The following is a 6,899-nucleotide window of genomic DNA, read 5'->3' as shown; positions in this document are numbered from 1 at the left end:
GTTGCTGAGGTCGGCGATCGACGCGGCGGGCGTCGACGCGGCGCTGGGCTCGGACGAGGACGACGACGTCGAGGAGGTGTCCGTCGCGGTGCCCGAGTTGGACGAGCAGGCGGCGAGGGAGAAGATCAGGGCGCCGGAGGCGGCGATGCCGAAGGCGGCTTTCGTGATGCGCTTGCGGGTGAAGGCGTTCATGGTGAAGCTCCTTGTCAGTTGGTCCCGGTGGGGATGTACAGGGTTCGCCACCGGGGGCGAGAAGGTTTGGATCTCGGTCACTTCGTTACCCGCCCGTGACCTTCACCCCCGAACGAGGGGCGAGGGTGCGCGACGGGTCGAGCCGGACGCGCAGGAGGCGCGGCGCCGGTCTCGAGGACCGGCACCGCGCCTCCTGCGGTCGCGTCGGGTTCCGCTCTACTTCTTCAGGAACTCGAGCACGACGCGGTTGAACTCGTCGGCGTCGCTGACGTTCGCACCGTGCGGTGCACCGGCGATCACGTGCAGCTCGGACCCGGCGATCGCCGCGTGCGTCCGGGCGCCCGAGCCCTCGTACGGCACGGTCGCGTCGCCGTCGCCGTGGATGACCAGCGTCGGCACGGTGACCTTGGTCAGGTCGTCACGGAAGTCGGTGTTCGCGAACGAGGCCATGGCCTCGAGGGCGGCGGCCTTGTTCGCCTGCTTGGCGAGACGGAGGGCGTCCTGGCGGTCGGCCTCCGACACCTTGAGGACGCCGTCGACCGAGAAGAAGCCGGTCGTGAAGTCCTCGTAGAACGAGTCCTCGTCCTTGGTCAGGCCGGCCGTCATCTCGGCGGCGGCCTCCTTGGTGAGGGGTCCGTCGGGGTTGTCGTCGGTCTTGAGCAGGTACGGCGGCACGGCCGAGGCGAAGACGACGCTGTGCAGGCGCTCGGTGCCGTATTTGCTGAAGTAGCGGGCGACCTCGCCGCCACCCATCGAGAAGCCGACGAGCGTGACGTCCTGCAAGTCGAGCTCGGTGAGGACGGTGTGCAGGTCCTCGGTGAGGTGGTCGTAGTCGTAGCCGGTCTTCGGCTTGTCGCTGCGTCCGAAGCCGCGGCGGTCGTAGGTGACGACGCGGTAGCCGGCCTCGACGAACGCGGGGACCTGCTTGCTCCACGACTCGCCCGAGAGGGGCCAGCCGTGGATCAGGACGACGGTGCGGCCCGTGCCGCCGGTGTCGTCGACGTGGAGGTTCGTGTCCTTGAAGAGGCCGTGGTGTGCAGTGATCTCGGTCATGGTCGGGTGCCTTCTCTCTCCCGCCGTCCTGGCGGGGTCTCCTCCGTTCGTAGTCGGCCTCGCTGAGGGTCGGGTCGTCTCGGAGGTTTCTCGGAGGTGGGGGACACCCGAAGGGCGGGCCTGGCACGGATACCCCTAGGGGGTATAAACTGAGGCCCGATCGAGAGGACAGCGCATGACCGACACCACCATCACCACCCTGCAGGTCGACGGCATGACCTGCGAGCACTGCGTCGCGAGCGTCACCGAAGAGCTCTCCGAGGTCGACGGCGTCGACTCGGTCGAGGTCGACCTCAACCCCGGGGGCTCGTCCACCGTCTCGGTCCAGGCCGACGCGACCGTCGAGCACGACCAGCTGCGGGCGGCCGTCGAAGAGGCCGGCTACCAGCTCACCGCACGATGACCGCCGCCGGAGGCGCGGGTCGGCCGGGCGGAGGCGTCACCGGGGGCACCCTGCCGCCCGACGCGGTGCAGCTGGACATCACCGGCATGACCTGCGCCTCCTGCGCGAACCGCATCGAGCGCAAGCTCAACAAGCTCCCCGGCGTCGAGGCGTCGGTCAACTACGCGACCGAGAAGGCGCACGTGCGGGTCGTGGCCGGTGCGGCCGGTGACGCACGCGACGGCGACCCCGTCGTCCCCGACGTCGACGCGCTCATCGCCACGGTGGCCGCCGCGGGGTACGGGGCCACCGTGCCCGCGCCTCCTGCGTCCCCGACCGATGCGGCCGACGGCTCGGCCGGCGACGCCTCCGACGCCCGCGCCGGCGAGGTCGACGCCCTGCGCCACCGCACCCTCGTCAGCGCCGCCCTCGCCCTGCCGGTGGTCGTGCTCTCGATGGTGCCGGCCCTGCAGTTCACGAACTGGCAGTGGCTCGCGCTGACCCTCGCGGCACCGGTGGCCGTCTGGGGTGCCTGGCCCTTCCACCGCGCCGCCGCCGTCAACGCCCGCCACGGTGCCGCGACCATGGACACCCTCGTCAGCGTCGGCGTGATCGCCGCCTTCGCCTGGTCGCTCTGGGCGCTCTTCTTCGGCGACGCCGGCCGACCGGGCATGCACATGTCGTTCAGCCTGGTCGCGACCCACGGCGGCCCGACCGAGCTCTATCTCGAGGTCGCGTCGGCCGTGACCGTGTTCATCCTGCTCGGACGCTGGCTCGAGGCCCGCGCCAAGCGTCGCTCGGGCGAGGCCCTCCGCGCCCTGCTCGAGCTCGGCGCGAAGGAGGCCACCGTGCTGCGCGACGGTCAGGAGGCGCGGGTCGCCACCGCGGGCCTGGTGCCCGGCGACCTCGTGGTCGTCCGTCCGGGCGAGGCGATCGCCAGCGACGCCCTCGTGCGCGAGGGCACCTCGGCGGTCGACCTGAGCATGCTGACCGGCGAGTCGGTGCCGGTCGAGGTGGGGCCGGGCGACCGTGTGGTCGGCGCGACGCTCAACGTCGGCGGACGCCTGCTCGTCGAGATCACCCGCGTCGGGGCCGACACCGAGCTCGCCCGCCTCGGTCGCCTCGTCGAGGAGGCGCAGAGCGGCAAGGCCGAGGTGCAACGACTGGCCGACCGGGTGTCGGCCGTGTTCGTTCCGGTCGTGATCGGGCTGGCCGTGTTGACCTTCGTCGGCTGGCTCGCGTTCGGCGGGCTGGTCGAGGGGGCCGGGGGCGGCGGCTTCTTCACCGGGTCGCTGCAGACCGCGTTCACCGCCGCCGTCGCCACCCTGATCATCGCCTGCCCGTGCGCGCTCGGGCTCGCGACGCCCACCGCACTGCTCGTCGGCACGGGCCGCGGATCGCAGCTCGGCATCGTGATCCGCGGGCCGCAGGTGCTCGAGGGCACCCGCACGGTCGACACGATCGTCCTCGACAAGACCGGGACGGTGACGACGGGGCGGATGAGCGTGCGCGAGGTCGTCCTGGGTGATGTCCGCGTGGGCGACGCCGCGGCCGCCGAGGTCGACGACGTCCTGGCCCGGGCCGCCGCCGTCGAGTCCGGCTCGGAGCACCCGGTCGCCCGCGCGATCGAGGCCGAGGCCGCCCGGCGCGGGGTCGTCGTCCCGGCTGCCGAGCAGTTCACCGCCCACGCCGGCGCCGGCGTGCAGGCCCTCGTCGACGGCACGCTCGTGCTGGTCGGCCGCCCCGGGTGGTTGGCCGACGAGTGGTCGGTCACCGCGCCTCCTGACCTCGAGACGGCGTTCGCCGCCGCCGAGGCGACCGGCGCCACCCCCGTCGCCGTCGCCTGGGACGGTCGGGTGCGCGGTGTCGTCACCGTCGCGGACACCGTCAAGCCCGGTGCGCGGGAGGCTGTCGAGCGCTTCCGCGGTCTGGGCCTGACGCCCGTGCTGCTGACCGGCGACAACGCGGGCGCGGCCCGGCACGTCGCGGCGCAGGTCGGCATCGCCGCGGCGGACGTCGTGGCGCAGGCGACCCCGCAGCAGAAGGTGGAGGCGGTGGCCCGCTTGCAGGCCGAGGGTCGCGTCGTCGCCATGGTCGGCGACGGCGTCAACGACGCGGCGGCCCTCGCCACGGCCGACCTCGGCATCGCCCTCGGGACCGGCACGGACGCGGCGATCGCGGCCGGAGACCTGACCGTCGTCAGCGGCGAGCTCGCCGGGGTGGCCGACGCCATCCGGCTGTCGCGGGCGACGCTCGGCACCATCAAGGGCAACCTGTTCTGGGCCTTCGCCTACAACGTCGCGGCGATCCCGGTCGCGATGCTCGGGCTGCTCAACCCCGTACTGGCCGGCGCGGCGATGGCGGCGTCGTCCGTGTTCGTCGTGACGAACAGCCTGCGCCTGCGGCGGTTCCGCGCCGGGTGAGGCGGGGCGGGCTCGAGTTGCACCGCCGGTGAGCTGCGCGGCCTCGAGTCGTGCCGCCGGCTGAGCTGCGCGGGCACGTGTCGCACCGCCTGATGAACGTCGCACCGCCTGTCTCGGCGGTGCGATGTTCATTCCATGGTGCGACCACTCACAGGCTGCCTACGCCACCGCCAGACAGACGCCCGATATGTAAAATGGTCGTCGGGTGTCGTCATCGCAGGAACGCCCCCGGGCATGGCGAAGCCCGAGACCGCACAACCGATCTCGGGCTTCGATGTGCTCTCCGTGAAGAGAACCAGGGACCCAACAGAGATCCCGCTTCATCTGATCGGAAGTGTAATCCCATGACGATCGACGTGCAAACGTCGATCCCACGGGGTGGGTCCCTGGCTCTCTCGCGGTGTTCGCCGGCGCGAACACCGAGAGGAGGGAGCGGATGTCCGAGGACGACCGCCGCCCGCCCAGGAAGACCGTGCCGTGGTGGCAGATCGCGACTCTCGTCGTGACCGTCGCCCGGTTCGCGGTCGACCCGGTGCGCAAGGGCTAGGAACAGGGCCCCGGGGTCACCATGCCCCGGGGCCCGCTCCCGCCGGCTGCCCCGGTCCCGCCTAGGGTGAGCGCATGATCATCTTCGGCACCAAGGGCACGAGCGCCCTGCTCGGCGTCCTCTTCTTCGTCTGCCGGGTCTGCGGCAACGAGGCCGCGCAGCGCCTGGTCAAGCACCGTCGGTGGTTCACGCTGTTCTTCATCCCGGTGATGCCGTACTCGACGAAGCACGTCTACACCTGCGCCTACTGCGGCGCGGGCACCGAGCTCGACGCCGAGGCGGCCGGCCGGTTCCAGGCCGACGCCGAGCACGCGGCGGCATCCCGCGGCGGTCGGTCGCAGGGCTGACCGACCGCTCGGCGGCACGGGAGGCTCCGGGAGGCGCGGCCGTGGCGTCAGGGGAGCGCGCGGTACCAGCCGGCCACGCGGGCGCGCAGGCCGACGGGGCGGGACCGGCGCCGCGCCTCCTCGGGGGCGTCGGCGACGGCCGGGGCGAAGCCGACGGTCGCGCACGAGGTGCAGACGAGCACGTGGCGGTGCACCGAGAGGGCCGTGCCGTAGAACGGGTTGGGCTCGAGACGGGTCGGCGACGCGCACAGCGTGCAGAGGGGGAGTTCGCGCGTTTCGTCCATGAGGATCACCACGACTCATGTTCGGCCACGAGAGGCCCTTCGGTTGTCCCCCAATTCGGGTGGCGGGGTACGCAGCGACGGGCGTCGGGCGGACTCGCCGCGGCCCCGGCTCGGCCCGGGCGGAGCCCGACGTCGGGACGAGGAGGCGCGGGTCGGCCACCTAGGATCGTCGCGTGACGGACTCCCACGCTCCCGGGCACGCCGCTCCCGCTCACGGTTCCCTCGGCCACGCCGACGGCGGCTGGTCCCCGTTGGCCGGCAGCGTGCAGGCCGTGGTGCTCGACATCCTCGTGCACGGCGCCCGCCCCCGGACCGAGCTCGCCGCCCGGCTCGGCCTGTCGGGCCCGAGCCTCACGCGCATCACCAGGCCCCTGCTCGAGAGCGGACTGCTGGTCGAACGAGCGTCTCTCGCGCCGTCCGGTTCGGGTCGGCCCTCGGTCCCGCTCGACCTCGACCCGGACGCGCACCACTTCGTCGGCGTCAAGCTGACCCGTGACCGCCTCTTCGTCGTCGTGGCCGACCAGCGGGGCCGGGTGCTGGACGGGCACGACGAAGCCCTTCCCGACCCGTCGCCCGCCGCGGTGGTGGACCAGGTCTCGGGGGTCGTGAGCTCGGCCCGGGGCCGGGACGACCGCATCCGCGCGGTCGGCGTCACCGTCGGCGGACAGGTCGTCGATCGAGCCCACGTGCGGCACGCACCGTTCCTCGGCTGGGACGACGTGCCCCTGGCCGACCTGCTGACCGCCACGACCGGCCTGCCGACCTGGGTCGAGAACGACGTGCGCGCGCTGACCCAGGCCGAGCACTGGTTCGGCGAGGGACGCGGGCTGCGGTCGTTCGCCCTCGTCACGATCGGCGCCGGGGTGGGGCTCGGCCTCGTCGCCGCGGGCGAGGTGCTCGGCGGGGCGCACTCGTCGGCGGGCAGCATCGGACACCAGCGGATCGTGGTGCCGGTGCCGGTGCCGGTGCCGGTGCAGACCCCCGCCGCGCCCCCTGCCGAGGCGTCGGCCCCGACCTGCGACCTCGGCCACCACGACTGCGCCGGGGCGTTCCTCACGGTCGCCGCGGTCGAGGCCGCCGCCGCCCGGGCCCTCGGCCGCCCGGTCGCCTACGACGACCTGCTCGCCCTCGCCGCCGACGGACACGAGGAGGCGCGGGTCGTCGTCGACACCGCCGCCGACGTCCTGGGCCAGCTGATCGCGGGCGTGCTGAACGTGCTCGACCCCGAGGCGGTCCTGCTGTCGGGCGAGGGCGTGCGACTCGCGACCGTCGGCGGCGCGGCGGTCGCCGCCGCGATCGGGCGCGGCACCCACGGGGCGGTTCCGCCGCCGCGACTGATCGTCCAGGAGTTCCGGTTCGACGAGTGGGCACGCGGCGCCGCCGCCGTCGCGATCCAGATGCACGCGCTCGGGCGCTGACGCCACGCGCGCTCGCCGGCGCCGCGCGCGCTCCTCGGGACGCGACCCGCGCCTCCTCGCCCTTGAGCCCGACCCTCGATGAACCCGGTTTCGAACGATGAACCCCGAAGCTTTCGGGTTCATCGTTCGAAACCGGGTTCATGGCCGCCCCGCGCCTTCTACCGGCCCCGCGCCTTCTGCCGGCCCCGCGCCTCCTGACTGCCCCCGCGACCCGCACCTCCTGCCCGCCCCCGCGCCTCCTGCGCGCCCCCGC

Annotated in this window: 6 protein-coding genes and 1 pseudogene; 4 read left to right on the top strand and 3 right to left on the bottom strand. The window is 73.4% G+C overall.

Features of this window, described 5'->3' with window-relative positions; all coding sequences use genetic code 11:
* A pseudogene (locus ASE87_RS16330) lies at positions 1–192 on the bottom strand (hypothetical protein); the annotation flags it as partial.
* Between the two features lie 216 nt (positions 193–408).
* The gene (locus ASE87_RS08565; RefSeq protein ID WP_056227719.1) at positions 409–1,245 is read right to left on the bottom strand and encodes an alpha/beta fold hydrolase; all 837 of its coding nucleotides are present in this window, start codon (positions 1,243–1,245) and stop codon (positions 409–411) included.
* Positions 1,246–1,420: 175 nt separating this feature from the next.
* Between ASE87_RS08565 and ASE87_RS08560 the strand changes: the two genes are divergently transcribed.
* From ASE87_RS08560 to ASE87_RS08550, 3 genes are all read left to right on the top strand, one after another.
* Positions 1,421–1,648 (top strand): heavy-metal-associated domain-containing protein, encoded by a 228-nt coding sequence (locus ASE87_RS08560; protein WP_056227717.1) that lies wholly within the window; start codon positions 1,421–1,423, stop codon positions 1,646–1,648.
* Between the two features lie 86 nt (positions 1,649–1,734).
* Entirely contained in the window at positions 1,735–4,050 is a 2,316-nt protein-coding gene (locus ASE87_RS08555; RefSeq protein WP_056229398.1) for a cation-translocating P-type ATPase, read from the top strand.
* A gap of 621 nt (positions 4,051–4,671) precedes the next feature.
* Positions 4,672–4,944 carry a zinc-ribbon domain-containing protein gene (locus ASE87_RS08550; protein WP_056227714.1) on the top strand — a complete coding sequence of 91 codons (273 nt, stop codon included), beginning with the start codon at positions 4,672–4,674 and terminating at the stop codon, positions 4,942–4,944.
* Positions 4,945–4,991: 47 nt separating this feature from the next.
* Here the strand turns inward: ASE87_RS08550 and ASE87_RS08545 are convergent, their stop codons facing one another.
* Positions 4,992–5,228 (bottom strand): hypothetical protein, encoded by a 237-nt coding sequence (locus tag ASE87_RS08545; RefSeq protein ID WP_156155609.1) that lies wholly within the window; start codon positions 5,226–5,228, stop codon positions 4,992–4,994.
* 173 nt (positions 5,229–5,401) lie between these two features.
* Here ASE87_RS08545 and ASE87_RS08540 point away from each other — a divergent pair, with 173 nt between their 5' ends.
* Entirely contained in the window at positions 5,402–6,646 is a 1,245-nt protein-coding gene (locus ASE87_RS08540; RefSeq protein ID WP_082452505.1) for an ROK family transcriptional regulator, read from the top strand.
* The last annotated feature ends 253 nt before the right edge of the window (positions 6,647–6,899 follow it).

This window comes from Frigoribacterium sp. Leaf44 (assembly GCF_001421865.1).
GTDB lineage: Bacteria > Actinomycetota > Actinomycetes > Actinomycetales > Microbacteriaceae > Frigoribacterium.
The sequence above is the reverse complement of the archived record's forward strand: the minus strand, read 5'-3'. Positions and strand labels throughout refer to the sequence as shown.

Excerpts from the sequence above, each read along its gene's own strand:
- ASE87_RS08550 (WP_056227714.1), top strand. The coding sequence starts at position 4,672 with ATGATCATCTTCGGCACCAAGGGCACGAGCGCCCTGCTCGGCGTCCTC.
- ASE87_RS08565 (WP_056227719.1), bottom strand. The coding sequence starts at position 1,245 with ATGACCGAGATCACTGCACACCACGGCCTCTTCAAGGACACGAACCTC.
- ASE87_RS08555 (WP_056229398.1), top strand. The coding sequence starts at position 1,735 with ATGACCTGCGCCTCCTGCGCGAACCGCATCGAGCGCAAGCTCAACAAG.
- ASE87_RS08545 (WP_156155609.1), bottom strand. The coding sequence starts at position 5,228 with ATGGACGAAACGCGCGAACTCCCCCTCTGCACGCTGTGCGCGTCGCCG.
- ASE87_RS08560 (WP_056227717.1), top strand. The coding sequence starts at position 1,421 with ATGACCGACACCACCATCACCACCCTGCAGGTCGACGGCATGACCTGC.